This window comes from Massilia sp. UBA6681 (assembly GCF_002454935.1).
Lineage (GTDB): Bacteria > Pseudomonadota > Gammaproteobacteria > Burkholderiales > Burkholderiaceae_D > Telluria > Telluria varians.
The window spans coordinates 17964-43701 of sequence record NZ_DKJX01000043.1; the positions used below are offsets into that span (position 1 = coordinate 17964).

General features: G+C 67.0%; 29 protein-coding genes and 1 other RNA gene. 14 read left to right on the forward strand and 16 right to left on the reverse strand.

Annotation, left to right across the window (positions count from 1 at the left end):
• Nucleotides 1-63 precede the first annotated feature (63 nt).
• Entirely contained in the window at nucleotides 64-1629 is a 1566-nt protein-coding gene (locus tag B2R83_RS05760; protein ID WP_292039052.1) for an oligopeptide:H+ symporter, read from the reverse strand.
• A gap of 261 nt (nucleotides 1630-1890) precedes the next feature.
• On the opposite strand from B2R83_RS05760, the gene B2R83_RS05765 reads away from it, so the two are divergent.
• The 3 genes from B2R83_RS05765 to B2R83_RS05775 are packed head-to-tail and all read left to right on the forward strand — an operon-like array spanning nucleotide 1891 to nucleotide 6169.
• On the forward strand, nucleotides 1891-3546 hold the full coding sequence (locus tag B2R83_RS05765) for an alpha-amylase family glycosyl hydrolase (RefSeq protein ID WP_209587645.1): 1656 nt from the start codon (nucleotides 1891-1893) through the stop codon (nucleotides 3544-3546).
• Entirely contained in the window at nucleotides 3546-5408 is a 1863-nt protein-coding gene (locus tag B2R83_RS05770) for a glucokinase (RefSeq protein WP_292039057.1), read from the forward strand. The genes B2R83_RS05765 and B2R83_RS05770 overlap by 1 nt, the downstream gene beginning before the upstream one ends.
• Before the next feature lie 38 nt (nucleotides 5409-5446).
• The gene (locus B2R83_RS05775; RefSeq protein WP_292039059.1) at nucleotides 5447-6169 is read left to right on the forward strand and encodes a 2'-5' RNA ligase family protein; all 723 of its coding nucleotides are present in this window, start codon (nucleotides 5447-5449) and stop codon (nucleotides 6167-6169) included.
• Here B2R83_RS05775 and B2R83_RS05780 read toward each other — a convergent pair.
• Complete coding sequence (locus B2R83_RS05780) at nucleotides 6153-6623, reverse strand: hypothetical protein (RefSeq protein WP_292039062.1); 471 nt, start codon at nucleotides 6621-6623, stop codon at nucleotides 6153-6155. The two genes, B2R83_RS05775 and B2R83_RS05780, sit on opposite strands and share 17 nt — an antisense overlap.
• A gap of 206 nt (nucleotides 6624-6829) precedes the next feature.
• Here B2R83_RS05780 and B2R83_RS05785 point away from each other — a divergent pair, with 206 nt between their 5' ends.
• Nucleotides 6830-7150, forward strand: a complete 321-nt coding sequence (locus B2R83_RS05785; protein WP_292039064.1) for a DUF1330 domain-containing protein — start codon at nucleotides 6830-6832, stop codon at nucleotides 7148-7150.
• 15 nt (nucleotides 7151-7165) lie between these two features.
• Here the strand turns inward: B2R83_RS05785 and B2R83_RS05790 are convergent, their stop codons facing one another.
• Both B2R83_RS05790 and B2R83_RS05795 read right to left on the reverse strand, forming a co-directional pair.
• Nucleotides 7166-7726, reverse strand: coding sequence for a YdeI/OmpD-associated family protein (locus B2R83_RS05790; RefSeq protein ID WP_292039066.1), 561 nt, complete (start codon nucleotides 7724-7726; stop codon nucleotides 7166-7168).
• 8 nt (nucleotides 7727-7734) lie between these two features.
• Nucleotides 7735-8631, reverse strand: a complete 897-nt coding sequence (locus B2R83_RS05795; RefSeq protein WP_292039068.1) for a LysR family transcriptional regulator — start codon at nucleotides 8629-8631, stop codon at nucleotides 7735-7737.
• 74 nt (nucleotides 8632-8705) lie between these two features.
• On the opposite strand from B2R83_RS05795, the gene B2R83_RS05800 reads away from it, so the two are divergent.
• Both B2R83_RS05800 and B2R83_RS05805 read left to right on the forward strand, forming a co-directional pair.
• Nucleotides 8706-8981 (forward strand): hypothetical protein, encoded by a 276-nt coding sequence (locus B2R83_RS05800; protein WP_292039069.1) that lies wholly within the window; start codon nucleotides 8706-8708, stop codon nucleotides 8979-8981.
• Between the two features lie 184 nt (nucleotides 8982-9165).
• On the forward strand, nucleotides 9166-9585 hold the full coding sequence (locus B2R83_RS05805; RefSeq protein WP_292039071.1) for a hypothetical protein: 420 nt from the start codon (nucleotides 9166-9168) through the stop codon (nucleotides 9583-9585).
• A 26-nt stretch (nucleotides 9586-9611) separates the two neighbouring features.
• Here the strand turns inward: B2R83_RS05805 and B2R83_RS05810 are convergent, their stop codons facing one another.
• The 3 genes from B2R83_RS05810 to groES form a co-directional block, all read right to left on the reverse strand.
• Nucleotides 9612-10025, reverse strand: coding sequence for a hypothetical protein (locus B2R83_RS05810; RefSeq protein WP_292039072.1), 414 nt, complete (start codon nucleotides 10023-10025; stop codon nucleotides 9612-9614).
• A gap of 121 nt (nucleotides 10026-10146) precedes the next feature.
• On the reverse strand, nucleotides 10147-11793 hold the full coding sequence (groL, locus tag B2R83_RS05815) for a chaperonin GroEL (protein WP_036214506.1): 1647 nt from the start codon (nucleotides 11791-11793) through the stop codon (nucleotides 10147-10149).
• A 60-nt stretch (nucleotides 11794-11853) separates the two neighbouring features.
• The gene (gene groES, locus B2R83_RS05820; protein WP_027865155.1) at nucleotides 11854-12144 is read right to left on the reverse strand and encodes a co-chaperone GroES; all 291 of its coding nucleotides are present in this window, start codon (nucleotides 12142-12144) and stop codon (nucleotides 11854-11856) included.
• Between the two features lie 374 nt (nucleotides 12145-12518).
• Here groES and B2R83_RS05825 point away from each other — a divergent pair, with 374 nt between their 5' ends.
• The 5 genes from B2R83_RS05825 to B2R83_RS05845 all read left to right on the forward strand — a co-directional run bounded on the left by B2R83_RS05825 (nucleotide 12519) and on the right by B2R83_RS05845 (nucleotide 14656).
• Nucleotides 12519-12779 (forward strand): hypothetical protein, encoded by a 261-nt coding sequence (locus tag B2R83_RS05825; RefSeq protein ID WP_027865156.1) that lies wholly within the window; start codon nucleotides 12519-12521, stop codon nucleotides 12777-12779.
• Complete coding sequence (locus tag B2R83_RS05830; RefSeq protein WP_027865157.1) at nucleotides 12776-13087, forward strand: cell division protein ZapA; 312 nt, start codon at nucleotides 12776-12778, stop codon at nucleotides 13085-13087. The genes B2R83_RS05825 and B2R83_RS05830 overlap by 4 nt, the downstream gene beginning before the upstream one ends.
• A 45-nt stretch (nucleotides 13088-13132) precedes the next feature.
• A non-coding RNA gene (gene ssrS, locus B2R83_RS05835) (6S RNA) lies at nucleotides 13133-13313 on the forward strand.
• A 66-nt stretch (nucleotides 13314-13379) separates the two neighbouring features.
• A complete protein-coding gene (locus B2R83_RS05840) occupies nucleotides 13380-13850 on the forward strand; it encodes an EVE domain-containing protein (RefSeq protein ID WP_292039078.1) in 471 nt (156 codons plus the stop codon).
• On the forward strand, nucleotides 13850-14656 hold the full coding sequence (locus B2R83_RS05845) for a sulfite exporter TauE/SafE family protein (protein ID WP_292039079.1): 807 nt from the start codon (nucleotides 13850-13852) through the stop codon (nucleotides 14654-14656). The genes B2R83_RS05840 and B2R83_RS05845 overlap by 1 nt, the downstream gene beginning before the upstream one ends.
• Here B2R83_RS05845 and B2R83_RS05850 read toward each other — a convergent pair.
• The 3 genes from B2R83_RS05850 to B2R83_RS05860 are packed head-to-tail and all read right to left on the reverse strand — an operon-like array spanning nucleotide 14646 to nucleotide 18630.
• Nucleotides 14646-16847 carry a xanthine dehydrogenase family protein molybdopterin-binding subunit gene (locus tag B2R83_RS05850; RefSeq protein WP_292039081.1) on the reverse strand — a complete coding sequence of 734 codons (2202 nt, stop codon included), beginning with the start codon at nucleotides 16845-16847 and terminating at the stop codon, nucleotides 14646-14648. The genes B2R83_RS05845 and B2R83_RS05850 overlap by 11 nt on opposite strands.
• Nucleotides 16847-17335: a (2Fe-2S)-binding protein gene (locus tag B2R83_RS05855; RefSeq protein ID WP_209587660.1), complete on the reverse strand. Its 489-nt coding sequence runs from the start codon at nucleotides 17333-17335 to the stop codon at nucleotides 16847-16849. Before B2R83_RS05855 ends, B2R83_RS05850 begins: the two co-directional genes overlap by 1 nt.
• Before the next feature lie 2 nt (nucleotides 17336-17337).
• Nucleotides 17338-18630: a cytochrome c gene (locus tag B2R83_RS05860; protein ID WP_292039084.1), complete on the reverse strand. Its 1293-nt coding sequence runs from the start codon at nucleotides 18628-18630 to the stop codon at nucleotides 17338-17340.
• A 93-nt stretch (nucleotides 18631-18723) separates the two neighbouring features.
• Here B2R83_RS05860 and B2R83_RS05865 point away from each other — a divergent pair, with 93 nt between their 5' ends.
• Nucleotides 18724-19068, forward strand: a complete 345-nt coding sequence (locus B2R83_RS05865; protein ID WP_292039086.1) for a hypothetical protein — start codon at nucleotides 18724-18726, stop codon at nucleotides 19066-19068.
• A 48-nt stretch (nucleotides 19069-19116) separates the two neighbouring features.
• A complete protein-coding gene (locus B2R83_RS05870; protein WP_292039088.1) occupies nucleotides 19117-21318 on the forward strand; it encodes a hybrid sensor histidine kinase/response regulator in 2202 nt (733 codons plus the stop codon).
• 12 nt (nucleotides 21319-21330) lie between these two features.
• Here the strand turns inward: B2R83_RS05870 and lgt are convergent, their stop codons facing one another.
• The 3 genes from lgt to B2R83_RS05885 form a co-directional block, all read right to left on the reverse strand.
• Nucleotides 21331-22140 carry a prolipoprotein diacylglyceryl transferase gene (lgt, locus tag B2R83_RS05875; RefSeq protein ID WP_292039090.1) on the reverse strand — a complete coding sequence of 270 codons (810 nt, stop codon included), beginning with the start codon at nucleotides 22138-22140 and terminating at the stop codon, nucleotides 21331-21333.
• Between the two features lie 4 nt (nucleotides 22141-22144).
• Nucleotides 22145-23038 (reverse strand): LysR family transcriptional regulator, encoded by an 894-nt coding sequence (locus B2R83_RS05880; RefSeq protein ID WP_292039093.1) that lies wholly within the window; start codon nucleotides 23036-23038, stop codon nucleotides 22145-22147.
• 75 nt (nucleotides 23039-23113) lie between these two features.
• On the reverse strand, nucleotides 23114-23344 hold the full coding sequence (locus B2R83_RS05885; RefSeq protein WP_292039094.1) for a TIGR04438 family Trp-rich protein: 231 nt from the start codon (nucleotides 23342-23344) through the stop codon (nucleotides 23114-23116).
• A 174-nt stretch (nucleotides 23345-23518) separates the two neighbouring features.
• On the opposite strand from B2R83_RS05885, the gene B2R83_RS05890 reads away from it, so the two are divergent.
• Nucleotides 23519-23827: a c-type cytochrome gene (locus B2R83_RS05890; protein WP_027865168.1), complete on the forward strand. Its 309-nt coding sequence runs from the start codon at nucleotides 23519-23521 to the stop codon at nucleotides 23825-23827.
• Nucleotides 23828-23886: 59 nt separating this feature from the next.
• Here B2R83_RS05890 and B2R83_RS05895 read toward each other — a convergent pair whose 3' ends face one another.
• From B2R83_RS05895 to B2R83_RS05905, 3 genes are all read right to left on the reverse strand, one after another.
• The gene (locus B2R83_RS05895; protein WP_292039099.1) at nucleotides 23887-24606 is read right to left on the reverse strand and encodes an SIMPL domain-containing protein; all 720 of its coding nucleotides are present in this window, start codon (nucleotides 24604-24606) and stop codon (nucleotides 23887-23889) included.
• A gap of 99 nt (nucleotides 24607-24705) precedes the next feature.
• Nucleotides 24706-25179, reverse strand: coding sequence for a hypothetical protein (locus tag B2R83_RS05900; RefSeq protein ID WP_292039102.1), 474 nt, complete (start codon nucleotides 25177-25179; stop codon nucleotides 24706-24708).
• A gap of 87 nt (nucleotides 25180-25266) precedes the next feature.
• Nucleotides 25267-25738: RNA-guided endonuclease InsQ/TnpB family protein (locus tag B2R83_RS05905; RefSeq protein ID WP_292039104.1), on the reverse strand; the 472-nt coding region annotated here is incomplete at its 5' end.

Here is a 25738-nt window from a genome sequence, read left to right on the forward strand (position 1 = left end):
GGCGAAGAAGTAGGTGGAACAGGGCGGGCGCAGGTAAACCGCGCCCGCCCGCGGGGCATCGCGTCAGGCGCGATAGTGGTCGACCATCTTGTAGCGCTTGGCGTACAGGCCGAAGGCCAGCGCCGCCAGCATGGCGAAGCCGGCGAAGAAGAACATCTGGAAGGCCATCAGGCCTACGCCCGAGCTTTCGATGCTGGCGACGACGCCGGGGTCCTTGACGCCGGCGTTCACGATCAGCACCCACAGGTTGCCGACCGTGACGGCCAGCGACCACAGGGCCATGATGATGCCTTTCATTGCCGCCGGCGCCTGGCTGTAGGCGAATTCGAGACCGGTGGCCGAGACCAGCACTTCGCCCAGGGTCAGGAGCGCGTAGGGCAGGATCTGCCAGGCGATCGACACGGCGTCGCCGGCGTCGAGCTGCAGCTGCAGCCAGCCGACCGCGATCCAGGCCAGCGCCGAGAAGGCGATGCCCGCGGTCATGCGGCGCAGGGCGGTCGGCTCGACGCCCAGCTTGCGGATCAGCGGGAACAGCACGATGTTATTGAAGGGGATGAGCAGCATCACCAGCAGCGGGTTGAGCGCCTGCATCTGGGCCGGCAGCACGCTGAAGCTGAAGCCGAGCAGGCTGACCTCGGTGGTCATGTCGTTGGCCTGCACGATCCAGGTCGAGGCTTTCTGGTCGAACAGCGACCAGAAGGGCGTGACCAGCGCGAACACGATCAGGATGCGCAGCACGGCGCGCACGCCGTCCACCGCGATGTCCGGATGGACGCCGCGGGCGCGCTCGATCTGCATGGCGGTGCCGATCCCGCCGAAGGCGAGCAGCAGCACCAGTGCGGTACAGGCGCCGATCACGATGCCCCAGCTCGGCATCATGGCGAACGAGCCGATCGCGCCGAGCACGCCGATGAGGGCCACGATGAGGCCCGGACGGCCGGCGCCGGGTTTTTGTGCCAGCAGCGCGGTGCGCGCCACGCGCATGAAGGAATGCGGGTCGCGCGGGCTCGGAGGCACGTTGACGTACTTCTTGCGACCGAGCCAGAACACCAGCGTGGCGATCGCCATCAGGATGCCCGGGATGCCGAAGGCCACTGCCGGACCGTAGTCGCGCAGGAACAGCGGCATCAGCAGCGAGGCGAAGAAGGAGCCGAAGTTGATGATCCAGTAGAAGGCGTCGAACACGACCTTTGCCTTGTCCTTGTTGGTCTGGTCGAACTGGTCGCCCATGAACGAGGACACCAGCGGCTTGATGCCGCCCGAACCGAGCGCGATCAGGAACAGGCCGAAGTAGAAGCCCTTGACGTTGTCTTCGAAGATGGCCAGGCAGGCGTGGCCGGCCACGTACACGAGGCTGAGCCAGAGGATGGTGTTGTACTTGCCGAAGAAGCGGTCGGCCAGCCAGCCGCCCAGCAGCGGGAAGAAGTAGACGCCGATCACGAAGGTGTGGAACACGTCCTTGGCTTCGCCGGTGCGCATGTTCTCCGGCAGGAAGATCAGCAACGTCGAGATCAGGAAGGGCGTCAGGATGTTGCGCATCCCGTAGAAGCTGAAGCGCTCGCAGCCCTCGTTGGCGATGATGTAGGGGATCTGCCGCGGCATGCGCCCGTCGGTCTTTACTTCGCTCATGACGTCCTCGAAAAATCGAAACAAACGCGATCCTATGCCGAGGCTGAGTTACTTTGCAATAAAAATATGGTTGTGAAACATTGCAGATACAAATGACGCGTAGTTTAGCTACTTCGATATCGATGCGCGGAAACGACGTTTTGTCATAAGTCATTGAATCAAAAGGGATATGATGCTTGACTTGCGCCCATTATCCAATTGTAAAGTTGTAGCCGATCCTGTATATTGCCTAGAATTCCGATCATCCCTGACGAGCCAGCCATGACCCAGATCTCGACGACCGCCAACCCGAACTGGTGGAAAGAAGCCATCATCTACCAGGTCTATCCGCGCAGCTACCTCGACACCAATGGCGACGGCGTGGGCGACCTGGCCGGCATCACCGACAAGCTCGACTACATCGCGAGCCTGGGCGTGGACATCGTCTGGCTGTCGCCCTTCTTCACCTCCCCGATGAAGGACTTCGGCTACGACATCGCCGATTACTGCGACGTCGATCCGCTGTTCGGCACCCTGGCCGACTTCGACAAGCTCGTCGCCCGCGCGCACAGCCTGGGCCTGAAGATCATGATCGACCAGGTGATGTCGCACACCGCCGACACCCACCCCTGGTTCGTCGAGAGCCGCAAGAGCCGCGACAACCCGAAGTCGGACTGGTACGTGTGGGCCGACCCGCTCCCGGACGGCTGCCCGCCGAACAACTGGCTGTCGGTGTTCGGCGGCTCGGCCTGGCAATGGGATACCCGCCGCAAGCAGTACTACATGCACAACTTCCTGGTCAGCCAGCCGCAGCTGAACTTCCACAACCCGGAAGTGCAGCAGGCCCACCTGGACGCACAGCGCTTCTGGCTCGAGCGCGGCGTGGACGGCGTGCGCATGGACGCCTGCGTGTTCCACTTCCATGACCGCGAGCTGCGCAGCAACCCGCCGGCCCTGGTGCGCGACACGTCCACCGTGACGGACGTGAACCCCTACGGCATGCAGGCCCACGTCTACGACAAGACCCAGCCGGAGAACATCGCTTTCCTGCAGCGCGTGCGCGCGCAGCTGAACGAGTTCGGCGCAGTGTCGATCGGCGAAGTCAGCTCGGACGACGCGCTGGCCCAGATGGCCGAGTACACCGAGGGCGGCGACAAGCTGCACATGGCCTACAGCTTCAACCTGCTTACGCCGGAATTCACGGCAGCCCACATCCGCAAGCAGGTCGAGGACTTCAAGGAACGCGTCAAGGACGGTTGGGCCTCCTGGTCCGTCGGCAACCACGACGCCATTCGCGTCGTCACCCGCTGGGGCGGCGCGCCAGGCCAGAATGCCGGTCCGTCGCTGGCCAAGCTGGTGCTGGCGATGCAGCTCTCGCTCAAGGGCACCCCTTGCCTCTACCAGGGCGACGAGCTGGCCCTGAGCGAAGCCGATGTGCCCTTCGAACTGCTGCAGGACCCGTACGGCATCACCTTCTGGCCCGAGTTCAAGGGCCGCGACGGCTGCCGCACCCCGATGCCCTGGACGAGTGAGGCCCCGAACGCCGGCTTCACTACCGGCCAGCCCTGGCTGCCGGTGGCCGAGCCGCATCTGGCAAACAGCGTCGAACGGCAGGACCAGGACCCGGATTCGATGCTGAACTTCCAGCGCCGCTTCATCGCCTGGCGCAAGACGATGCCGCAGCTGACCCGCGGCGACATCGTCTTCTTCGACGCGCCGGAGCCGGTGCTGGCCCTGCGCCGCGACGTGGACGGCATGGACAGCGTGCTGGCCGCCTTCAACCTGTCGAACCGCGAAGTGAGCTTCGACTGGCCGGCCAGCAGCGCCGCGCAGCCGCTCGATACGCACGGCCTGCCGGGCCAGGCGGCCGGCGGCAAGGTCAGCCTGCCGCCCTACGGCGCCTGGTTCGGCAGCATCGCAGCGGGCGCGGGCAAATAATGGGCAGCCAGCAGGAAGCTGGAACCTTCGCGGAAAAATCGGCGCGCACTGCCTTCGCCGACGGACCGCGCCTGCTGGCCGACATCGGCGCGACCCACGCCCGCTTCGCGCTCCAGACCGCGCCCGGCGTGTTCACCGCCGTGCGGGTGCTGCTGTGCGAGGACTTCGACGGCATCGTTTCGCTGCTGCGCTACTACCTGAAGGACCACGCCGACATGCGTTTGCATCATGCGGCGCTGGCGGTGGCCAACCCGATCAGCGGCGATTTCGTCCGCATGACCAACCGCGACTGGCAGTTCTCGACCGACGCGGTGCGACGCGAGCTGGGCTTGACGACACTCCTGATCGTCAACGACTTCACCGCGCTGGCGATGGCGATTCCCGGCCTGACCCGCGGCGACCTGATGCAGGTGGGACAGGGCGCGCCGGCGCCGAACGCCGTGATCGGCGTGCTGGGTCCGGGCACCGGCCTGGGCGTGTCCGGCGTGATCCCGACCGCCGACGGCTTCGTCACCCTCGGCAGCGAGGGCGGCCATGTCAACTTCGCGCCCGGCGACGAACGCGAGTTCGCCATCCTGCAGACCGCCTGGAAGGAATGGCCGCACGTCTCGAACGAGCGCTTGATCTCCGGGCCGGGCATGGAAATCATCCACCGCGCGCTGGCGGCGCGCAACGGCGTCGCGGCCCCGGCGCGCAAGGCGGCCGAGATCGTCAACAGCGCGCTGGACGAGCAGGACCCGCTGTGCCTGGAGGTGCTGGAGTGCTTCTGCGGCATGCTGGGCGCGGCCGCGGCCAACCTGGCGGTGACGCTGGGCGCCTTCGGGGGCATCTTCATCGGCGGCGGCATCGTGCCGCGCATGGGCGAATGGTTCGCCGGCTCGCCCTTCCGCGCGCGCTTCGAAGCCAAGGGACGCTTTTCCAGCTACCTGGCCGACATCCCGACCTACGTCATCACCACGCCGCATCCGGCCCTGCATGGCGTGGCGACCATCCTGGCCGAGCACCTGCGCGGGCGCAGCGGCGCCAACACCCTGATGGAGCGCGTCCAGCAGCTGCGCCACAGCCTGAGCCCGGCCGAGCAGCGGGTCGCCAGCCTGGTGCTGGAGCAGCCGCGCCTGGTGCTGAACGAGCCGATCGCCGAGATCGCACGCCTGGCCGACGTGAGCCAGCCGACCGTGATCCGCTTCTGCCGCTCGCTCGGCTTCCAGGGCCTGGCCGACTTCAAGCTCAAGTTCGCGAGCAGCCTGACCGGCTCGATCCCGGTGCGCCACAGCCAGGTGCGCATCAGCGACAGCACCCACGACCTGTCGGCCAAGGTGATCGACAACACGGTGTCGGCGATCCTGCGCTTCCGCGACCAGCTGGACGTGCGCGCACTCGACCGCGCCATCGAACTGGTGAGCCGGGCGCGCCGCGTCGAGTTCTTCGCAATGGGGAATTCGCGCGCGGTGGCGCTGGACGGGCAGCACAAGTTCTTCCGCTTTCGCATCCCGACCTCGCTGTACGGCGACTCGCACCTGTTCCAGCTCGCGGCCGAGCTGCTGCAGCCGGGCGACGTCGTCATCGCGGTATCGAATTCGGGCAGCATCGCCGAGCTCCTGGGCGCGGTGGACACCGCCCGCGCCGCCGGCGCCGACGTGATCGCCATCAGCAACAGCCAGTCGCCGCTGGCGCGCAAGGCGACCGTGTGCCTGGCGGTGGACCATGCCGAGGACAGCACCAGCTTCCTGTCGATGATCTCGCGCATCCTGCAGCTGCTGCTGATCGACATCCTGGCGGTGGGCATTTCGGTGGACGGCCAGCACGGCGAAGCGCAGGGCGACGATCCGCGCAGGCTCCTGATCTCGCACCTGGACAGCTGAACCGCCCGCCTTCTTCGGGTTTGAGCGAGAATAGGGGAATGAAAGACGATTCCCGTTCGCCCGATCTGCACGCCTACTACGACGCCATGTGGACGCGCGCCCATGGGGCGATCGCCGCCGGCGACATCGAACGCGACGAACGGGTGCTGGCCGGGCCCGATCCACGCCGCGGCCTGACCCTGGTCGCGCGTCCCGGCGCGGCGCTTCAAGCGCGCTTCGATGCCTTGCTCGAGCGCCTGGCGCAGGCCGAGCCGGGGCAGTACCGCCATCCGCCGGCCGACATGCACCTCACCGTCCTGTCCCTGTTCACCGTCACCGATGAACCGGGCGCCCAGTTGGCGCAGCTGGACGCCTATCGCGCCGCGGTGCACGCGGCGCTGAAAGGCATGGAGGCATTCGAGATCGAATTCGCCGGCATCACGCTGTCGCGCGGCGCCGTCATGGCCTGCGGCTATCCGCGCGGCCCGGCGCTGGAGACCCTGCGCGAGCGCCTGCGCATCCAGCTGCGGGCGCGCGGCCTGGATGCCTCGCTGGACCAGCGCTACCGGCTGGTGACCGCGCATGCGACGCTGCTGCGTTTTGCCGCGCCGCTGCGGCAGCCGGCGCGCTTCGCGGCGCTGCTCGAGGAGCTGCGCCATGCGCCGCTCGGCAGCATGCGGGTGGATGCGCTGGAGCTGGTGGTCAACGACTGGTATATGTCGAGCGGTTTGCTGCAGCGGGTGGAGGTGCTAGGCCTGCCGGCCTTCAGTCCGCGCTCTTGAGTTCGACGCGCTCGATATGGCGGCGCCATTCCTGCAGGCTGAGGACGGTATCGGTCTCGGCATCCTCTACCAGGATCTCGTCGCCCTGCTGGGACACGAGGAAGCTCTCGCGGCGGCGCACGTCGTTGGTGCGGTTCTCCACGAAGCTGAGCTGGTAGTACTTCCTGCCGTTGATCTCGCGCGGCGCCGGGTCGTCTTCGATCACCGCGCCATGCGCCTTGCCCTTCGAGCGCTTTTCGATCTGCGCCGACCAGGCCTTCAGTTCCGGCACCGCGAGCAGGGCTTCCATGGCCTGTTCCCGGGTGCGTGCCGGCGCTTCCTTGACGACCGCGGGCGCCGGGGGCGGCTTCACTTCCTCGCGCTCGGCACGCTTGCAGCCGGCGGCCGCCAGCGCCATCGCAAGGGCGGCCGCGAACAGGGGCAGGGAAGGACGGAATGCGGTGCGAATCGACATGGGGTGCCTCGTAGTGTGAACGGCAAGTCTACACCCCGTGTGTTCCAGCGGCAACGGTGCAAGGGATAGGGGCTGTGTGATTACCTGCGGGGTAATTGTCGGGGACCGTAGCGAAGCCAATACTTCGGCAGGACGAATCGCTCTTGGCAGGATATGGAGTGGTTCAACAGTGCCGGGATGGCCGGTTCACATCGAAAGGAAAAACCATGAGTGCGTACGCCATTGGTCTGCTGAAGGATGTCGTGTTTGGACCGGAGATCGTCAACTACCTCGAACGCATCGACGAGACGTTGAAACCCTACCATGGCCGTTTCCTGATCCATGGCGAACGGCCGGAAGTCCTGGAAGGCAAGCCGCAGGAAGACGTGGTCGTGATCGCATTTCCCGATATCGACCATGCGCGCCAATGGTACCGGTCGCCCGCTTACCAGGACATCCTGCCGCTGCGTGTACGGAATTCATCGAGCACCGTGTTCCTGGTCGACGGCCTGCCCGACCACCACCTGGCGACCGACATCCTGCGATAAGGGGGGGCGGCCGCACTAGCGCAGCCGGGTGCCGTCCGCGCAGGCCCGAACCAGCCTGTCCAGGCGAGCGGCGCGCGTGTCGTCTTTTTTCGCGCTCGTGATCCAGTGCAGGATGGTCTTGCGGTAGCCGGGCGGCGTGGTGTTGAAATAATCCCAGGCAGCCGGCTCGCGCTGGAAGCGTTCGAGCTCGGCGGCGGACAGCGCAGGCACGTCGCTGCGCTCGTGCGAATAGATGCCGGACTTCGACGCCGACCGGTGGGCAAAGGCGGCTTCGCCGGCCGGCCTCATCCTGCCTTGCGCGCGCAGCCTGTCCATCTTGGCGATGTTCACGTTGCTCCAGATCGAATCGCGCTTGCGTGGCGTGAAGCGGATCGAATAGCTGTTGTCGTCGATGCGCCGGCGCACCCCGTCGATCCAGCCGAAGCACAGGGCTTCGTCGACCGACTCGGACCAGCTCATGCAGGGCCGCCCCGAGCCCAGCTTGTGGAAGCCAACCAGCAGTTCGGAGGCGGTGCCGGCGTGGGAAGAGAGCCAGGCGCGAAATGCCTGTGCGTCGTCGAAAAAGTGTGGATCCATGGCGGCAATTATGCAGGCAATGCGATGGCCGTGCGCAGGAAGTCGAACATGGCCTTCATCCGTCCCAGGTAGCGGGTATCGGGATGGGCCAGCAGCCACAGGCCGATGTCCAGTTCCGGCAGCGGCCCGTCCAGCATGGTGACCTCTGGACGATCGCGCATCACCGCCAGCGGCACGACGCCGACGCCCAGTCCGTTCACGACGGCGCCGGCAACCGCCAGCAGGTTGCCGACCTTGTGGCGCGGCAGGGCCTGGGGATGGCGCGCGCGGCGCCAGTGCTGGGACGGGTGGTCGGGCAGGCTGTCGTCCAGCGCGATCCAGTCCATCTCGCTGTAATGCCTGCCTTGCGGCTGCCCCGCAAGATAGCCGGCGCCGCCATACACGGCCGAACGCATCGTGCCCAGCCGGATGCCGACCAGATGCTCGGGCGGCGCATTGGTGGCGCGGATGGCGATGTCGGCCTCGCGCTGGCTCAGGTTGACGAGCACGTTGGTGCTGGCCAGTTCGAGCCGGATGTCCGGGTAGCGCTCGGCAAAGCGCGCCAGCACCGGCAGCAGCACGGTATGCAGCAGCGTGTCGGTCAGGGTGATGCGCAGCACGCCGGAGGGCGCGGTGGCCTGGTGGAAGGCCGCTTCGCGCGCCTCCTCGAGCTGGGTCTCGATCCGCTCCGCATGGCTGGCCAGCACGCGCCCGAGTTCCGTCGCCGTATAACCTTGCCGGCCGCGGTCGAACAGCAGCTCGCCGACATCGGCCTCGATGCGCTTGATGGCGCGGAACACGGTGGACGCATCCACCTTCAGCCGCTCGGCGGCGCCGGCCAGGGTACGGCCGCGGTGCAGGGCCAGGATGGTTTCCAGGTCCTGGAGGCCGAGCTTCGATTGCAATTTTGCATACGATGGTTTCATGAGCGCCTATTTTATAGGCATTCCTGCAGCGATACAGTGGAATCTCCTCAACCCCACCTCGCAAGGAAGCCATCATGGACCACACTTTCCGCTCCCTCGTCCTGCTGCTGCGCCTGTCGTTCGGTGCGCTCGCGCTCACGCTCGCCATGCTGACCGCGGCCGCGCTCGGCGTGCCCGCCTTCGCAGCGGATCTCGCCGCGCAAGGCATGCCGATGCCCTTGAGCTGGCCAGCCGTGCTGCTTGAGTGCGTGCTCGCGCTGGCGGCACTCTTCCTGCACCGTCCTCCCCTGGGGTCAGGTCTGACATTCGGACGCGGCCTCGACAATACGTCAGCGCGCAATACTGTTTGATATCGCTTGTCTGCTCGTCCGTTACGCTGATGACCCGCTTGCGGCGCCGTTCTTGGAAGATGCGTGCAGTACCGTACCGAGCCGGCGCGCCGACCTGTCATCCTGCCTGCATGATCAACTTATACGTGGAGAAATTCTCATGCAACGATATACAGCAGCGATGACAGGCGGTCTGATAGCGGGCGTGCTGACGACTGCCTTCATGGTCGTCGGGCGCAAGACCGGCCTGCTGGGGAAAACGCTCGACCGGGATGCGGTCGACTGGATCGACGATGTCACCGGCTCGCGCAAGGTGATCGGCGACACCGGCACCAGCGTCGTCGAGTTCGTCAATCATCTCGGCGCATCGGCCGCCTTCGCGCTGGCGGTTCCCAAGCTGCGCGATGCCGCGCCGTCCTTGTCGCCGGTGACCATCGGTGCGCTGTACGGCACCGCGCTATATGCGGTGAACATCGGCTGCATCGCGCCTATGCTCGGCATCACCGAGGGCGAGGCAAAGGCGGGGCCACGCAAGGCCGGCGAGCGCTGGAGCGTCCATCTGCTGCAGTCGATCGCGACCGCGGTGCTGGCGGAACGGCTGACTTCCAGGCCGGCACACCGCTAGGGTTGCGAGCCGACGACCAGGCCTGCTTATTCCGCTAGATTCAGTCCGTGCTGTTCGCACCATGCACGCATCGCGTCCAGCGTGCGCTGCTCGCGGAACGCATGCCACCGGTCGCACAGGCCGCGCTTGTCCACCAATGCGGAAAAGCGGGCATAGGCGCCCGCGTGCCTGAATATCCGCCGGACCTCGTCTTCGTCCGAGGGCATGTGGCGCTGGACAAAATCAATGACCAGTGCCCGGCCCAGCTCCAGCGTGCGCTGGCCCGGCACCGGGATGTAATGGCCTTCTTGGCCGATGTCAGCAGGAAGCGGTTCCAGCTCGCCGACCAGGTCCGAGCGAATATGGACATGTCCCGTTTCCAGGCTCACCCATGCCTCGCTACCCGGCTCATCCGCCAGCATCATCGCGTTGTCGAGATCAAAAGCGTTCACGGTCGCCATACCGCCTCCTATAAATAAATAACAGCAGAGCTCGTGTCCGAATGTCAGACCTGACCCCGCCAAAGTAAAAAAGCCTGCAAGGCGCGAACCCTGCAGGCTTTCTGGCTGGTAGGCCGGACGATTACATCATGCCGTCCATGCCGCCCATGCCACCCATACCGCCCATGCCGCCCATGCCGCCGGCCGGCTTGTCTTCAACGACTTCCGAGACCATGCAGTCGGTGGTCAGCATCAGGCCGGCGATCGACGCTGCGTTCTGCAGTGCCGAGCGGGTGACCTTGGCCGGATCCAGCACGCCCATTTCGACCATGTCGCCGTAGGTGCCGTTGGCGGCGTTGTAGCCGTAGTTGCCGGTGCCGGCGATGACGGCTGCGACCACGACCGACGGCTCGTCGCCGGCGTTCTGGACGATCATGCGCAGCGGCTCTTCCATCGCGCGCAGGACGATCTTGATGCCTGCGTCCTGGTCAGGGTTGTCGCCCTTGATGTCGATGTTCGAACGTGCGCGCAGCAGGGCCACACCGCCGCCCGGGACGATGCCTTCTTCCACGGCAGCGCGGGTAGCGTGCAGTGCGTCTTCCACGCGTGCCTTCTTCTCTTTCATCTCGACTTCGGTGGCTGCACCGACGCGGATCACGGCAACGCCGCCGGCCAGCTTGGCCACGCGCTCTTGCAGTTTTTCGCGGTCGTAGTCCGAGGTCGCTTCTTCGATCTGGACGCGGACCATCTTGACGCGTGCTTCGATCGCTTCAGCGGCGCCGGCGCCGTCGATGATGATGGTGTTTTCCTTGCCGACTTCGACGCGCTTGGCCTGGCCCAGTTCCTGCAGGGTGACCTTTTCCAGGGTCAGGCCGACTTCTTCGGCGATCACCTGGCCGCCGGTCAGGATGGCGATGTCTTCCAGCATGGCCTTGCGGCGGTCGCCGAAGCCAGGCGCCTTGACGGCGACGGTCTTCAGGATGCCACGGATGTTGTTGACCACCAGGGTCGCCAGCGCTTCGCCTTCGATGTCTTCGGCGACGATCACCAGCGGACGGCCGGCCTTGGCGACTTGCTCCAGCACCGGCAGCAGGTCACGGATGTTCGAGATCTTCTTGTCGCACAGCAGGATGAACGGGTTCTCGTGAACGGCGACCTGCTTGTCCGGGTTGTTGATGAAGTACGGCGACAGGTAGCCGCGGTCGAACTGCATGCCTTCCACGATGTCCAGCTCGTCGTTCAGCGACTTGCCGTCTTCGACGGTGATGACGCCTTCCTTGCCGACTTTTTCCATCGCCTCGGCGATACGCTCGCCGATCGAGGTTTCCGAGTTGGCCGAGATGGCGCCGACCTGGGCGATCTCTTTCGAGGTGGTGGTCGGCTTGGCGATCTTCTTCAGTTCTTCGACGGTGGCGGCGACGGCCTTGTCGATGCCGCGCTTCAGGTCCATCGGGTTCATGCCGGCGGCAACGAACTTCATGCCTTCGCGGACGATCGCCTGTGCCAGCACGGTCGCGGTGGTGGTGCCGTCACCGGCGTTGTCGCTGGTCTTCGACGCGACTTCCTTGACCATCTGCGCGCCCATGTTCTGCAGCTTGTCCTTCAGTTCGATCTCTTTCGCGACCGAGACGCCGTCCTTGGTGACGGTCGGGGCGCCGAACGAGCGCTCCAGCACCACGTTGCGGCCTTTCGGGCCCAGGGTGACCTTGACTGCGTTGGCGAGGATGTTGACGCCTTCAACCATCTTGGCGCGCGCTGCGTCGCCGAAAATTACTTCTTTAGCTGCCATTTCTTGTTCTCCGAATGAATTCGTGAATGTGTATTACAGGAGGAATGCGGGTTTGACCAATTACTGGGCCACGACGGCCATGATGTCTTCTTCGCGCATGACCAGCAGTTCCTGGCCATCGACCTTGACGGCCTGGCCCGAGTACTTGCCGAACAGGACGCGGTCACCGACCTTCACTTCCAGCGGACGAACCTGACCATTTTCCTGCACCTTGCCGTTGCCGACAGCCAGGATCTCGCCCTGGTCCGGCTTCTCGGCGGCCGCATCAGGGATGATCAGGCCGGATGCAGTCTTGGTCTCCTGGTCGAGACGCTTCACGATTACGCGATCGTGCAGAGGACGAAGGTTCATGCAAAACTCCTTATTTTTCAGTGGTTTGACTAGCTGTTCAAAGCCGCCATACGGTGGTGGCGGCTGGGAAAATTTGTGCTTCGGTTTGTTAGCACTCTAGGCTGCCGAGTGCTAACACGAAGGTGATTATAGGGACGATAACACCCCATTTCAAGCAGGAATGTGTGGGATCGAACCGACTTTTTTGCGAAAACACAATTCAATAGATGGGTTGTACACTGTCGGCGGTGGCATTCGAGCAATGGCCGGGCAGGGTACACCGGATAGCGCCGGGACGCCGCACGGATGCTGTATGCTACTGTCCGGCCCGATCCTCTTCCCGACAGGGGCGCGATTCGGTTGACGGAAAAACCATCTCAGTCCTATAGTGTCGAATGATTTCCGAATTTCAAGACCTCTCCGACAAGATCGACCGGCTCGCCCAGCTGACCCAGTCGCTGCGCGCCGAGAACTACCTGCTGCGCCAGGCCAACCACCTGCTGAGCGCCGAGAACATCGCGTTCAAGGAGCGGCTGATCGAGGCGCAACGCCGCGTCGAGGCGCTGCTCGAGCAGTTGCCCGCGCCGGAAGGCGAAGCGGACGATGCAGCCGATGCCGGTCCTGAGGCCGGCGAGCCGAACGAGGCAAGCCAATGATCCATCTCGATTGCACCATCATGGGCCAGTCCTACCGCCTGGCCTGCCGCGAAGGCGAAGAGCGCACCCTGCGCGAAGCGGTCAGCTACCTGGACGGCAAGATGTGCGCGCTGCGCGACTCGGGCAAGGTCAGGGGCACCGACCGCATCGCCGTCATGGCGGCGCTCAGCGTGGCGGCCGAATTCCTGTCGGTCAAGTCGCCCCAGGGGCCGCTGTCCGACATGTCGATCCTCGAAGTCAAGCAGAAGCTCGAAGCGATGCACACGGTGCTGGACCAGGCCCTGGCGCCGCAGGAAAATCTGTCCTGAGGTTCAGATTCGGTTGACATGCTCGGCCAACGGAGTAAACTGCGCTCTACCCTGCGGTGTTCGAGATTTGTCATATATTCCTTGAACCATTCTTTCGCATAGGTTGTGGGACATGCTTGGTGGGCGCGAGCGTCACTAGTCTGACGAACCCGAAATTGAGCTGACTGCGACCACCTTGAGCCTTTTGGTTCGGGATGCCGGCAATAACGACACAGGCGGGGCTACACACACGAGCGGTTGCGCACTTCGGTACGCAGCCGCTTTTTTATTGGCGGGGTTTGAAGGGGGTTGGATGCGTTACTGGTTGATGAAATCGGAGCCGGACGACGTCAGTTTCGACGACGTGCTGGCCGCGCCGGAGCAAACCGTGTCCTGGTACGGCGTACGTAACTACCAGGCGCGCAATTTTCTGCGCGACGCCATGTCGGTCGGCGACGGCGTCCTGTTCTACCACTCCAGCTGCGCAGTGCCCGGCGTGGCCGGCATCGCCGAGGTGGCGAGCGGTCCGTATCCGGATGCGACCCAGTTCGATCCGTCCTCTCCCTACCACGACCCCAAGGCCACCCAGGAAAATCCGCGCTGGATCTCGGTCGACGTGCGTGCGGTGGAAGCGGGGCGCTACCTTCCGTTGACGGAGATGCGCAGCATCCCGGCGTTGGAAGACATGGTGCTGCTGCGGAAGGGCAGCCGGCTGTCGGTGTCGCCGGTGACGGCGGCCGAGTGGAACGCCATCCTTACGCTGGTGCGCGAAGGGAAGCGCTGATGGACCTCACCCTGATCCTGGCGCTGCTGGCGATGGGCACCTTCGGCGGCTTCGCGGCCGGGCTGCTCGGCATCGGCGGCGGCATGGTGCTGGTCCCCTTCATCACGATGATCTTCACCGCGCGCGGCTTTGCGCCCGAGCTGACCATCCACATGGCGATCGCCACCTCGCTCGCGACCATCCTGTTCACTTCCCTGTCCTCGGTGCGCGCCCACCACCAGCACGGCGCGGTCCTGTGGCCGGTGGTGAAGCTGCTGGCGCCGGGCATCCTGCTCGGTTCCTGGATCGGGCCCTGGATCGGCAAGCAGATGGATTCCACGGTGCTGGCAGCCTTCTTCGGCGTGTTCGTCGCCTTCTCGGCGACCCAGATGCTGATCGGTAAAAAGCCCGCCGCGTCGCGCGCGCTGCCGGGCGCGCCGGGCATGTTCGCCACCGGTGGCCTGATCGGCACCCTGTCGGGCATCGTCGGCGCCGGCGGCGGCTTCGTGTCGGTGCCCTTCATGACCTGGTGCGGCGTGCGCATCCACAATGCGGTGGCCACCAGTGCGGCGCTGGGCTTTCCGATCGCGCTCTCCGGAACCCTCTCGAACATCTGGTTCGGCTGGGGCGAGCCGGGCTTGCCGGACTGGTCGCTCGGTTTCATCTACCTGCCGGCGCTGGCCATCATCGTGCTGGCCAGCGTCACCATGGCGCCGGTCGGCGCACGCACCGCGCACAAGATGCCGGTGCGTCAGCTGCAGAAGGTGTTCGCGGTGATCCTGTATGCGCTGGCGGCCTACATGTTCTGGAAGGCGGTCAACCCGTAGCCAACTTGCGCATGCGCTCGCGATTGAGCGGCAAATCGCGCACGCGCATGCCGCAGGCATCGGCCACCGCATTGGCCAGCGCCGCCGCGGCCGGCCCCTGGGCCGCCTCGCCGGTGCCGAGGAAGGGCTGGCCCGGACGGTCCAGCAGGTGCACGTCGACCTTGTCCGGCACCCCATCGAAGCGCAGGATCGGATAGCCGGCCCAGTCCTGGCTGGTCACCTGGCCGGCGTCGAAGCGCACCTGCTCCAGCAGGGTCCAGCTGCTCGATTGGACGATGCCGCCCTCGATCTGGTTGCGCACCCCGTCGGGACTCACCACTTCGCCGCAGTCGACGGCGGCATCCGCACGCACGATGCGGACAAAACCGGTGTCCAGCGCCACCTCGACTTCCAGCGCGACGGCGCAGTAGGCCGCCAGGTTCTTGTAGCGGGCAAAGGCGAAGCCGCGCCCGCGCCGGGGCGTCTTCCTGTAGCCGTCCCAGCCGAACTTGCTTGCGGCCAGCTTGATCACCTCGATGGCGCGCGGGTCCGCCAGGTGGCGCAGGCGGAAGGCCACCGGGTCCAGGCCGGTCGCCCGCGCCAGCTCGTCCATGAAGCTCTCGATCGCGAACACGTTGCAGTAGGCGCCCAGCGAGCGTAACGCCGAGGTGCGGAACGGTCCGGCCGGCTGGAAGCGATGGGTCACGCGCGCGTTCGGCAGCACGTAATAGGGAATGGCATTGCGGTCGCCGCTGCCCTGGGGTTGCGGAATCGGCTTGGGCATGGGCGGCGTGAAGGGCTTGGCCAGCAGGGTGGCGGCCAGCAGGTTGCCGGCCTTGCCAGGCCGGGTGTTGTGCGACTGGCTCCAGACCTCGTACTGCCAGTCGACGATCCTGCCGCTCGCGTCGAGCGTGGCCGCGACGTCCGCCACCATCGCCGGCCCGAAGGGTTCCCACGCATGTTCGTCCTCGCGCATCCACTGCACCCGGATTGGGATGCCGGGGAAGGCGCGCGCCATCAGCGCCGCGTCGGCGGCGACGTCGTCGGCGCCGTTGTGGCCGTAGCAGCCGGAGCCCTCGGCATGGATGCAGCGCACCGCTTCCTCGGGCGCGCCGAGCAGCTCGGCCAGCGCGCTGCGCAGCGGGAACACGCCCTGCGAATGGGTCCATACCGTGTAGCGGCCTTCGTCCAGCAGCGCGATCGCGCAGGAGGGGCCGATCGAGGCATGCAGCTGGAAGGGGCGGGTGTAGCTGGCGCGCAGGGTCTTGCCGGGCGTTCCTGGTTTACCCTGGGCCAGCACCTGCTGCGCCGTCGCGGGCAGGCTGCGCACCAGCGCGGCCAGATCGCGGCCGGCCGGCAAGCTGGCCGGCACCTCCCAGCGCGCGGCGCGCGCCAGCGCCTTGGCCGCTTTCACCGCGCGGTACTCCTCGTCCGCGATCACGGCCAGGAAGCGCCCGTCCTGCACGACTTCGAGCACGCCGGGCAAGCGCGCCACCGCCGCCTTGTCCACCGAGACCAGGCGCGCGCTCGGTGAGGGCGGGCGCACCACGCGTCCATGCATCATGGCGGGCAGGCGCAGGTCCTGCACGTAGGCGACATGGCCCTTCAGCTTGCCGGGAATGTCGACCCGCGGCAGCGTCACCCCGATGAGGCGCCGTGCGTTCGGCGTGCGCGGCGGCAGGGCGCTTGTCGCGCGCACGTGCTGCTCGCTGCCGGCCACCAGTTCGCTGAAGCTCACGCGCCGTCCGTCGGGCGTGCGGAACACGCTGTTGTCCTGCATCAGCGTGGCCGCCGGCACCTTGAAGTGTGCCGCGGCCTTTTCCTGCAGAAGGGCACGCACCTGGGCCGCCGCGTGGCGGATGGCGGTGGCGCTGTCCTGCATCGAGTGGCTGCCCGCCGTATAGCCTTCGTCGGGCGAGAGCTCGGTGTCGGCGGTTTCCAGCACCAGGCGTCCGGGATCGATCTGCAGCTCGTGCGCCGCCACCTGCAGCAGGGCGGTCTTGATGCCCTGGCCCAGCTCCACCTTGCCCGTGAAGATGGAAACGCGGTTGTCGCTGCCCACCCGGATCCAGGCGTCGAGCCAGGGTTCGCCTTCGAGGCTGCCGGGCAGGGCGCCGGGCGCGGCGCGCAGCGGCAGCGCGAAGGAAAGCGTCAGGGCGCCGCCGCTTGCGAGGAAGCGGCGCCGGCCGGGGCGCTTGGGGGAATCGTTCATCAGTAGTTCCGGATCGGCTGGGCCTTGAGCACGTCGGCGGCGCGGCGCACCGCGCGCAGGATGCGCAGGTGGGTGCCGCAGCGGCACAGATTCGGCTGCATCCAGGCCTTGATCTGGGCATCGGTGGGCGAGGCCACCTGCTCGAACAGGGCGGTGGCGCGCATGATCATGCCGGCGATGCAGTAGCCGCACTGCGCCGCCTGCTCCTCGACGAAGGCTTGTTGCAGCACCACGGCCGGCACCCAGCGCGTGCCGCCCGACTCCACCGTGCGCACGGCGCGGCTGCCCACCATCGACACCGGCAGCAGGCAGGACATCACCGGCTCCTTGTCGAGCATCACGGTGCAGGAGCCGCACTGTCCCAGGCCGCAGCCGAACTTGGCGCCGTTGAGTTTCAGGTCGTTGCGCAGCACGTAGAGCAGCGGCGTGTCGGCGTCGACGTCGACTTCCTGCGGCTTGCCGTTAACCTGCAGCTTGAAGGTGGTCATGGCTATCTCGTCTTCTTCACGGTGTCGTCCAGGTCAGGCCAAGGCTCGGCCCCTGCGCCATAACGGCGCAGGTAGGCGGCCAGCGCCGTCACCTGCTCGTCGCCCAGCAGGGTGGCGAAGCCGGGCATCCAGCGCCCCGGTTCGCCCTCGGGCGGCACGATGCCTTCGCGGATGATGCGCACCAGGCTGCGCGGGTCCGGGTCGTACAGGGCCACCGCCTTCTGCAGCTGCAGGGCGGCGCCGGAGCTGGCGCTGCGCCCCGCGTCGTGGCAGCTGGCGCAGGCCATCGCATAGGTCTCGTAGCCGAGGCGCATGCGCGCCAGGTCGGGATCCGTGTCGCCTGGTGGCGGCAGCGGACCGGCCTGTTGCGCGGGCGTCGCGCGCGCCGGCGCCTGTTTCAGGTAACTGTGGATGTAGGTGGCGAGGGCGGCAACGTCCGCGGCATCGGCCTGGCCCAGGTTGACCACTACGTCCTGCATCGGCCCGCCCGCCACGGCGTGTTCGGGCGCGATGCCGGTGCGCAGGTATTCCTGCAGGTGCTCCTGGGTCCAGGGCAAGGGCGAGGGCGACTTGCCATTGAGCGCCGGGGCGTACCAGCCGCCGGCATCGCCGCCGTCGAAGCGGCGCTGCAGGTCCGGCCCGCCGAGCAGGGTGCGCGGCGTGTGGCATGCGCTGCAGTGGGCCAGCACGTTGGCGACGTAGGCGCCGCGGTTCCAGTCGGCCGGCTGGCGCGCATCGCGCTGCCAGGGCGCTTCGTCGAGGTAGAGCAGGTTCCAGAAAGCCAGCAGGGGACGGAAACCGAAGGGGAAGCTCATCCGGTTCTCGCGCGCCGGCGCCGCCAGGGCCGGGCGCGTCATGAAGTAGGCGTACAGGGCGCGCATGTCGTCCGGCGCCAGTTTGGTGTAGTGGTTGTAGGGGAAGGCGGGGTAGAGCAGGCGGCCGTCGCGCGCGACGCCCTGGCGCGTCGCGCGCTCGAAGGCCTCGAAGCTCCAGGCGCCGATGCCGGTGCCCGTGTGTGGCGTGATGTTGGTGCTGTGGACGGTGCCGAAGGGCGTCTTCACCGCCAGGCCGCCGGCGAAGGGTTTGCTCGGGTCGACCGTGTGGCAGGCGGCGCACATGCCCAGCTTCGACAAGTTGGCGCCGCGCGCCACCAGCGCGCTGTCGAAGCGGGCCGGCGCCGCCTGTGCGGGTAGCGCCGGGCGCCACATGAAGAAGAACGCGGCGAGCGCCAGCAGCGCCAGCCCAGCCAGCGCCAGCCACCATCGATTGCGCCGCGCGCGTCCCGGCCGTTCCATGTCCTGCTTGTTCTCCCCGATTGGCATCCTCGGCATTATGACCGAAAAGTTAACACGCACGCGCCCGGGGCCGGGCGGTGGTATGCTGGAACCATGACTACCGATTCCGACATCGCGCTGTCCGGCCCCTTCCAGGCCAAGGACGGCAACGGCCGTACCCTCGACGTGGAGGCGATCCGCATCTTCGACGAGGGCTACGGAATCATCGACGTGTACGTGGACTTCAAGGCCAGGCTCGAGCCCGGCGCCTACAAGGACACGGTGCTGGTGCGCCAGATCATCGAGCGCCTGCGCACGCTCGGCTACAAGGGCCCCGACTTCGGCCACAGCGATCCCGGCCTGCAGGAGAGCCGCCTGATCGTGCTCGAGGCGCCCGAGGAATTCACGGCCTTCGCCAAGAGCCGCGGCTGGAAGAACCTGGCCGAAGACTTCGAGTAACAGCCGGTCCCGGCCATTTCCGGCGGCCGCGCCGGTCTTGTGCCTATAATGCCTGTTTCCTCACAGGCCGATCCCATGCTGCTGCGCCAGGGCACCACCGTTTCGCTCCGGCGCCTGCTGGTGCTGCTCACCGCCTTCGGCCTGCTGCCGCTGGCGCTGCTGGGCGTGTGGGGCCTGCACCTGGTGGGCGAATACCAGCAGCGCGAGCAGCAGCGCCACCTGCTCGACCTGGCGCGTGCGCTGTCGAGCGCCGTCGACGCCGAGCTCGATGGCGCGGTGGCGGTCCTGACGACCATGGCGCATTCGCCCAAGATGGGGGCGGGCGACCTGCGCGGCGTTTACGAGGCCGCGCGGCTCCAGGTGGCCGCCCAGCCGGAATGGCTGACCGTGATCCTCACCGATGCCGGCGGCGCCGTCCTGTTCCGCACCAATGCACCCTTCGGTGGTCCGGGTGGCATCATCGCCGACCCGGACAGCCTGCATCGCGCCCTCGGCGCGGACCGTCCCGTCGCCGGCAGGGTGGCGGTCGGCAAGGGTGGCCGCGCCGCCTTTCCGGTGCGTGTTCCCGTCACCGACGATGCCGGCCGGCGCTATGTCCTGAGCGCGGTGATCCAGCCCGGCCGCATGCTGCGCGTGCTCGAGCGCCAGCAGGCGCCGGCCAGCTCGCTGATCTCGATCATCGACGGCACTGGGACCATCGTGGCCCGCTCCAGGGGGCAGGCGCACATGGCGGGCGCGCGGCCCAGTCCCTCGCTCGAAGCGCTGATGCGCAGCAGCGGGCCGGAAGCCGTGGGCGAGACCACCACACGCGACGGGGCGCAGGTGATGTCGGCCTTCACCCGCTCGCGCTACGGCTGGGCGGTGGCGATCGGCGTGCCGCCCTCGGCGCTGGCGCCGGCGTCGATGCAGGGCATCGCCCTGTACGCGGCCGGCCTGGCGGCATCGCTGCTGGCCTGCATGCTGCTCGCCAGCCTGCTGTCGCACCGCATCGTGCGCGCCTTCCATAGCTTGCAGCGCGGCGGCGCGGCGCTGGGCGCCGGCCTGCCGGTGTCGGTCCCGCCCTCGCGCATCGGCGAGATCGACGAGACCGGACGCGCGCTGATGGCCGCCGCGGCCTTGCGCGACGCCCACGAGGCCGAGCGCTCGCAGCTGCTGGCATCGCTCGAGCGCGCGCTGGACGACAGCCGCAGCGCTTCGCGCGTGAAGGACGAATTCCTGGCCATGCTCGGCCACGAGCTGCGCAATCCGCTCAGCCCGATCGTCGCCTCGCTCGACCTGATGGACCTGCGCAACGAGGCGTCGAACCAGCGCGAGCGCGTCATCCTGCGGCGCCAGGCCAGGCACCTGCAGCGCCTGGTCGACGACCTGCTCGACGTCTCGCGCATCACCAGCGGCAAGCTGCGCATCGACCTGCGCCCGGTCAACCTGGCCGAGCTGGTGCGCCACGTGACGGCTTCCTTCCCGGCCGCGCCGGGGCGCGCCATCGAGGCGCATGCGCCGGCCGAGGCCTGGGTGCTGGGCGACGAGAGCCGCCTGACGCAGGTGCTGAACAACCTCTTGACCAACGCGGCGCGCTTCGGCAAGGGCGCAACCGGCGTCCGGCTGCTGGTCGAGGAAGGCCAGGCACGCCTGGCGGTGAGCGACGACGGCGTCGGCATGGACCGCGAGATGCTGGAGCGCGTGTTCGATCCCTTCTTCCAGGCCAGGCAGCCGCTGGCGCGCCATGCCGGCGGACTCGGGCTGGGCCTGGCGATCGTGCGCCGCATCGTCGAGCTGCACGGGGGATCGGTGTCGGCCCACAGCGAGGGCCCGGGCAAGGGCAGCCGCTTCGAGGTACGCCTGCCGCTCGGGGCGGCGCCATCGAAGGAGGCGGAAGCGCCGGCCGCGGCGCAGGCGCGCCTGCTCGACGTGCTGGTGGTCGACGACAACCTGGACGCGCTCCGGGCCACCGCCGCGGTGCTCGATTACCTCGGGCACACGGTGCGCATCGCGGGCACGGCGGCGGCTGCGGCGGAGGAGGTGCAAAGGCAGGCGCCGGACGTCGCGATCCTCGACATCGGCCTGCCCGACATGGATGGCTACGCGCTGGCGGCGCTGCTGCGCGCCGCGGCGCCGGCGCTGCGGCTGGTGGCGCTGACCGGCTACGGCCAGCGCGCCGACGTGGCCCAGGCACTCGGCGCCGGCTTCGACCTGCACCTGACCAAGCCGGCCACGCTGGAAGACCTGCAGCGGGCGCTCACGCCCGCTTGAGGGAACAGCTACTTACGCGTGCGCCGCGCGTCCCTTGGGCTGGCGGTAAGCCCAGGCCAGCATCACGAGGGCGCCGACGATCATCGGCAGCGACAGGACCTGGCCCGAGGTGATCGGCATGCCGAGCACGGTGGTTTCCCAGTCCGGCACGCGGAAATACTCGGTGATGAAGCGCGCGCAGCCATACAGCAGGGTGAACATGGCGCCCACCGCCAGGCGCGGACGCTGTTTGCGCGCATACGGCCACAGGATCAGGAACACGACGATCCCGTCGAGCAGCATCTGGTACAGCGGCGACGGATGGCGCGGGCCTTCGACGCCTGGCCACAGCATGGCCCAGGGCAGGCTGGGGTCGGCCAGGCGGCCCGGCAGCTCGGCGTTGATGAAGTTGCCCAGGCGGCCGGCGGCATACCCGAGCGGCACCATCGGCGCGATGAAGTCGTACACGTCGAGCAGGTTGCGCTTGGATTTGCGGGCCCACAGCGCCATGGCGATCAGCACGCCCAGGAAGCCGCCGTGGAAGGACATGCCGCCGCGCCAGACCATGAAGATCTCGAGCGGATGCTGGAGGAAGTAGAGCGGCTGGTAGAACAGCACTTCGCCCAGGCGTCCGCCCAACACCACGCCGAGCATGCCGTAGAACAGCATGTCGTCCAGGTCCTCGGCCTTCCAGCCCTGCGCGGCGATGTGCGGCTGGCGGATGCGCACGCGGCCCAGGATCAGGAACAGGGCGAAGGCCACCACGTACATCAGGCCATACCAATGGATCTGCACCGGTCCGATGGCGAAGGCGATGGGATCCGGCTGCGGGTGTACTAGCATCGTTTTACTCTTTCTCGATTAAATCCAGGAAGCCCCTGAGCACGGGCGAGGCGCTGTCGCGGCGCCAGGCCAGGCCCGTCTCGGCCAGCGGCGTCGGATCGGCCAGGGCACGGTATTCTACGCCCGCGCGCATCAGGTTCGACACGGATTGTGGCACAAGTGCCAATCCCATGCCGCCGGAAACCAGGCTGACGATGGTCTGCATCTGCAGCGCTTCCTGCCCGATGACGGGGGTGATGCCGGCCGCGCGGAAGCACGACAGGATGGCGTCGTACAGGGCGGGCGCGGCCGCGCGCGGGAAGATCACGAGCGGCAGCGGCGGCAGGTCGCACAGGCGTACCGGTCCGCTACCCTCGAGCGCATCCAGCCCGGCGGGCGCGCACAGGATCAGCGGCTCTTCCAGCACTTTCCTGTAGTCGAGGGTGGTGCCCGCCTGTCCCGGCAGCGGCGGGATCACGAAACCGGCGTCGATCCGCCCGTCCAGCAATTCATCGGCCTGCACGTCGGACGTCGCTTCGCGCAGCACCAGCTGGACGTCCGGGAAGGCGGCGCGGTAGCGCTGCAGGATGGCGGGCAGCACGCTGTAGTCGGCAGTCGAGACGAAGGAGAGGGTCAGGCGGCCGGCCCTGCCTTCGGCGACCCGGCGCACCATGTCGGGCAGGGCGCCGGCGTCGCCGAGCAGGCGGCGCGCCTCGGGCAGCAGGGCGGTGCCGGCGGCGGTGAGCGCCACCTGGCGGCGGTTGCGCAGGAACAGCGGGGCGCCGAGCAGCTCTTCCAGCCCGGCGATGCTTTGCGAGAGCGGCGGCTGCGTCATGTGCAGGCGCTCGGCGGCACGGCCGAAGTGCAGTTCCTCGGCGACCGTGACGAAATGGCGGAGCTGGCGAAGTTCCAGGTTCATTGATACGCGCAGTGTATGGATTGGACTCGGTGATATGCAAAACATATCACACTACCCGGTCCCACTCTTGCGGTATCAGGACTTCCTGCGTTTGGAGAAGGCCTGCTTCACGCGGGCCGCGCGGTGATGGTGCAGGACGTTGTGTTCCTTTTTCTTGTCGAGCCCGAGCGCCTTTTCGATGAACTCGAACCAGACGAAGGCGAACACCATCAGGGCGACGATATACCACCACGACAGGTCGGCGAAACGCCAGACGCCGAAAAAGCGCAGCCCGCAGAGGGCGACGATGCAGAGGATGAGCGGCATGGATGACTCCTTCGGCATGCATATTACAAAGAAAAATTATTTCCGTGTGGAAAAAAATTTCCTGTTGTCGGAATTCATCAACATCCGGTGTTACGGTCGTTACAGAGTGTATCGACCCATGAAGCTTTGACCAATCCACGGTAGAATGCAGTCGTTATAAACCAGGAGAAACAAATGAAACGCTCGTTGTTGTTGTGTGTGGTGATGTCGGCCTTCGCGTCCAGCGGCGCGTTTGCACAAGCCGACCTGGCGAAGGCCAAGAATTGCATGGCTTGCCACGCGGCAGCCAACAAGCTGGTCGGTCCTTCCTACAAGGACGTCGCTGCCAAGTACGAGGGCCAGAAGGGCGCCGAGGACAAGCTGGTGCAGAAAGTGATGAAGGGCGGCGCGGGCGTCTGGGGTCCGGTGCCGATGCCGGCCAACCCGCAGGTGAGCGAGGCCGAAGCCCGCAGCCTGGTGAAATGGGTGCTGGCGACCAAGTAAGCCTGCGCCAGTAACGACAAAAGCGCGCCTGCGTGAGCATGGCGCGCTTTTTTGTTTTCTTATTTGCCGCCGATCCGGTAGATCACGTCGACCGACTGCGCCAGCCGCATCGCCTGCACCAGCGCCATTTCCGTGCGCGCGCCGCGCCGGCCGCCGCCGCCGCGTGCGTTCGAATCGCTGGACATGCCCATCGCGTTCGACAGGTTCTTCAGCGGCCCGATCGACACGCCGGTCGCCGCTCCCAGCCTGGCGCCGATGCCGCCCGCGATGTCCTTCGCTTTGAGCCTGGCCATGCCGATCGCCTGCTGGAGCAGGTCCGCTTCGACTTTCTCGCGGTCGCTGCGGTTGAAGGAAACCGCCAGCGATTCGAGGTCCTTCATGACGAGCAGGGCGCGCATGATGGGCGTCCACCCGTCCAGGTTGCGCACGGTGACGTGCAGGGTGACCCGGGTCTCCATCGGCAGCGGCTGGCCCTCGGCCAGGACCTCGACCTTGCGCGGGCGGCGCGCGATATCCTGCACCAACACGTCCTCCGGCGCGATGCCGTTCTCGGCGAACAGCGCGCGGCTGGCCTCGAGCCGCTCGTTGACGAGCTTCCAGGCGGCGTCGGCATCGGGTTCGAGCGACACGATGTCGATGTCGATCTCGCCGACGTCGGGCATGATGTACTGGTCGGCGGTTGCACTGACGTGGATGAAGGGATGGTTGGGCAGGTCGGCCGCCATGCCGGGCAGGGCGGCGGCGGCCAGCAGCAGGGCGGCGGCGAATCGTTTCAGCATGCGAAGCACTCCGTGATCGATGGGGAATGCCTCGACAATAGATCAACTAGACATATGTGTCTACATCTTTCTATCCTAGCCTGAGCACTTATGCGGAATTCATAGAACGGCCGGTCTAGGCATGCACACGCGGAAGCGCCCGTAGTCGAGGTCGCAGAAATAGTCTTCCAGCGCCTGCGCCGACGCGCCCGGGTCGCACAGCGCCACGTAGCCGTCCGGCCGCAGCAGGTAGCCGGCATTGCGGCAGAAGCCGGCCTGTTCGTGTTCCGGCCCCCATTCGAATTCGCGCAGGATCATGCCGTGGCGGTCGCACCAGGCGCGCAGGTCGGGGTAGACCTGGCCGTAGACGTGCACCTGCCAGTCGATCCGGGCCGGCGGCGCGTAATTGTCGACCTCCCCGCGCACCACCCAGGGCAGGCGGTCGCCGCCATGCACGCGGCCGGCCACGCCGCTCGACAGCGGGCTGTCGTGGTAGCTGATCGTGGTCTGCGACAGGATCCGGAAGATCATCTCGCGCACCGGCCCGATGCCGTAGGCGGCGCTGGCGAAGGTCGGGGCGATGCGGGTGCGCACGAAGTCGGCGAAACCGCTCTCCGCCGTGACGAAGCTGAACAGGCGGTCGGTGGTGTCGACCAGTTTGCGCGCAAAGGCGATGCGCTGCTAGCAAAAACGTGCACATAAGTATGCAGCGTTCTCTTCCTGCCCCGAGCCGCCCTGCTGACCGTGCTCGTGCCTGGCAGGCGTGACTTTCCCGCCTCCCGCCGGTACCTGGCCGGCGGCAGTGCCCGGCGTCACCGCCGGACTCGCCACGGGTAGCGCCGTTGGCACCGCGAGGGCGCTGGTGGCGAGCCGTTGCAGATTGATGGCCGCGTTGACGTCGCGATCGTGGTACGCGCCGCAGCCGGCACATGTCCAAGAGCGCTCGTCCAGGGCCAGGGCGGCCTTGCGCCCTCCGCAGCCCGAACAGAGCTTGCTGGACGGGTACCAGCGGTCGGCCAGCACGATCAGGGTGCCGTAGCGCGCGGCCTTGTACAGCAGCTGGCGACGGATCTCGTAAAAGCCGACATCGGAGATCGCGCGGGACAGCCTGGCGTTGGCCAGCATGCCGCCCACGTTCAGGTCCTCGATCGCC